The 3,191-nt window shown below is 72.5% G+C and carries 2 protein-coding genes; both read left to right on the top strand.

All coding sequences use genetic code 11. The features are described 5' to 3' along the window. Positions 1-95: 95 nt before the first annotated feature. Positions 96-1,298, top strand: coding sequence for an L-2-hydroxyglutarate dehydrogenase (gene lhgD / locus FOE67_RS20920; RefSeq protein ID WP_182666386.1), 1,203 nt, complete (start codon positions 96-98; stop codon positions 1,296-1,298). Between the two features lie 155 nt (positions 1,299-1,453). Next, on the top strand, positions 1,454-3,191 hold a 1,738-nt coding region (locus tag FOE67_RS20925; RefSeq protein ID WP_182666387.1), incomplete at its 3' end, for a glycoside hydrolase family 13 protein.

Raw genomic sequence — 3,191 nt, forward strand, 5'->3', positions numbered from 1 at the left:
CGGTGATTGCGTTCCGGCCCCCCCGGACGAGAGGGTTGCCGTGCCCCCGGGCCCGGAGACCCGGGGGCGTTTCCCTCGCGGAACGGAGAACGCGGATGGCTGACGAGACCGTCGGCATCGTGGGGGCGGGAATCGTGGGGCTCGCCGTGGGCCGGGAGATCACCCTGCGCCGCCCGGGCACCCGGGTCGTCGTCCTGGAGAAGGAGGGGTCCGTCGGGGTCCACCAGACGGGACACAACTCGGGAGTCGTGCATGCCGGGATCTACTACCCTCCCGGCAGCCTCAAGGCCCGGCTCTGCGCCCGCGGCCGTTCCCTGTTGCGGGAGTACTGCGCCGAGCGCGCCCTGCCGTACGAGGAGTGCGGCAAGCTCGTGGTGGCAATCGCCGCCGGGGAACTGCCCCGCCTGGACCGGCTGGACGACTTCGCCCGGGCCAACGGTGTGCCGGGACTGCGGAGGGTGACCGGCGCCGGGATCACCGAGGTGGAGCCCCACGCCACGGGGGTGGCCGCGCTGCACTCCCCCCGCACCGCGATCACCGACTTCGTGCGGATCGCCGAGGAGTTCGGCCGGGACATCGTCGCGGCCGGTGGGGAGATCCGATTCGGCCGGCGGGTCACGGCGGTGCGCCGGGAGCCCGGGGGGCTGCGGATCCTCGCCGCGGGACACGCCGAGTCGGTGGACCGGTTGGTGGTGTGCGCGGGTCTGCACGCGGACCGGGTGGGCCGCCTGGTGGCCGATTCCGCCGAGCCGCGGATCATCCCTTTCCGCGGCGAGTACATGCGCGTGCGGCCGCCCAAGGCGGAGCTGGTGCGGGGGATGATCTACCCGGTTCCCGATCCCCGCTATCCGTTCCTGGGAGTGCATTTCACCCGCCGCGTCGACGGCGGGGTGGAGGTGGGGCCGAACGCGGTCCCGGCGGCGGCCCGCGAGGGGTACCGCCGCCTGCGGGTGGATCCGGTGGAAGTGCTGCGGATCGTCTCGTGGCCGGGCACCGCGCGGCTGGCGGCACGCCACTGGCGCACCGCCCTGCGGGAGGTGCGGGGGTCGCTCTCGGTGCGCGCCTACATGCGGGACGCGCAACGGTACGTGCCCGGGATCGGTCCGGCCGATGTGGAACGAGACGGGGCGGGGGTACGGGCCCAGGCGCTGGATCGGGACGGCACCCTGGTCGACGACTTCCGGGTGCACCGACTGGGCGCGGTGACCGTGGTGCGCAACGCCCCCTCCCCCGCCGCGACCTCCTCCATGGCCATCGCCGAGCACGTGGTGGACGCCATGACCGCCGACCGGGGATGACGTCCGCGACCCCGCCCGCGACCCCGCGGTCCCGACACACCGGTGTCGGGCACCTCGGGGGTCGCGGATCCGGGGTTCACTGGAAGGACTCCCCGGGCACGGGGCGCTCCGTCGCCCGGGGAGGTCCCGTTCCCCTCACCCCGCGAGGTGGCGTCATGTCCGGCATCGACTCCGAGCCCGAGGACCCGTGGTGGCGGAGGGCCGTGGTCTACCAGATCTATCCGCTCTCCTTCGCCGACTCCGACGGGGACGGCGTCGGGGACCTGCCGGGCATCACCTCCCGGCTGGATCATCTGGAGCGGCTGGGGGTGGACGTGATCTGGCTGTCGCCGGTGTACCCCTCGCCCCGCGACGACAACGGCTACGACATCAGCGACTACCGCGGCATCGATCCGCTCTTCGGCACGCCGGGGGACTTCGACGCGCTGTTGGCCGAGGTACACCGGCGGGGCATGCGGCTGATCATGGACCTGGTGGTGAACCACACCTCCGACGAGCACCCCTGGTTCGTCGCCTCCCGGGACGGCGGTCCCGACGGACCGATGCGCGACTGGTACTGGTGGCGACCGCCGCGTCCCGGTATGGAGCCGGGCACGCCGGGTGCGGAACCGAACAACTGGGGCTCCTTCTTCTCGGGCCCCGCCTGGACCCTCGACCCGCGGAGCGGCGAGTACCACCTGCACCTGTTCTCCCCCCGGCAGCCGGACCTCAACTGGGAGAATCCGGAGGTTCGCCGGGCGATCCACGGGATGATGCGGTGGTGGCTGGACCGCGGCGTGGACGGCTTCCGGATGGACGTCATCAACCTCATCTCCAAGAACCCGGAGCTGCCCGACGGCCACGTACCGCCGGGCGCCCGGTACGGGGACCGGGACCCGCACTGCGTGTGCGGTCCGCGCATCCACGAGTTCCTGGCCGACATGCACCGCGAGGTCTTCGCGGGGCACCCCGAACGCCTGCTGCTGGTCGGGGAGATGCCGGGGGTGACGGTGGAGGAGGCCCGGCTGTTCACCGATCCGGCGCGCCGGGAGGTGGACATGGTGTTCCAGTTCGAGCACGTGGGCCTGGACTGCGGACCGGCCGGGAAGTTCGACGTCCGTCCCCTGCGGCTGACCGACCTGAAGGCCTCGTTCGCCCGCTGGCAGCACGGATTGGCGGAGGTGGGGTGGAACAGCCTGTACTTCTGCAACCACGACCAGCCGCGGGTGGTCTCCCGCTACGGGGACGACTCGCCGGAGCACCGGGTCCGGTCGGCCACCATGCTCGCCACCCTCCTGCACCTGCACCGCGGCACCCCGTACATCTACCAGGGGGAGGAGTTGGGCATGACCAACGCCCCCTTCGCCGGCATCGGGGACTTCCGCGACATCGAGTCGCTCAACCACCACCGGCAGGAGGTCGCGGCGGGAGAGCCTCCGGAGCGGGTGATGGCCGCTCTGCGCGCCCGCAGTCGGGACAACGCCCGCACGCCGATGCAGTGGGACGCCTCCCCGGGGGCGGGCTTCACCACCGGCACCCCGTGGATGCCGGTCAATCCGAACCACCGGGAGATCAACGCCGCGGCACAGACGGCGGATCCGGACTCGGTGTTCCACCACTACCGCCGGCTGATCGAGCTGCGGCACACCGAGCCGGCCGTGACGCACGGCGATTTCCACCTGCTGTTCCCGGACAGCGAGGAGGTGTACGCCTTCACCCGTCGGTACGCGGCCGGGGGCACCGAACTGCTGGTGCTGGTGAACTTCACCGGCCGGGAGGTGGAGGTGCACCTGCCGGAGGGATGGGCCGGGACGGAGGAGGTGCTGAGCAACGTCCCCGACCGCGGACCGCTGGGGAGTCGTCCGACGCTGGCGCCCCGGGAGGCCCGGGTGCACCGGCGCAGGGTCGGGAGGG

This window comes from Streptomyces calidiresistens (assembly GCF_014141525.1).
Taxonomy (GTDB): domain Bacteria; phylum Actinomycetota; class Actinomycetes; order Streptomycetales; family Streptomycetaceae; genus Streptomyces; species Streptomyces calidiresistens.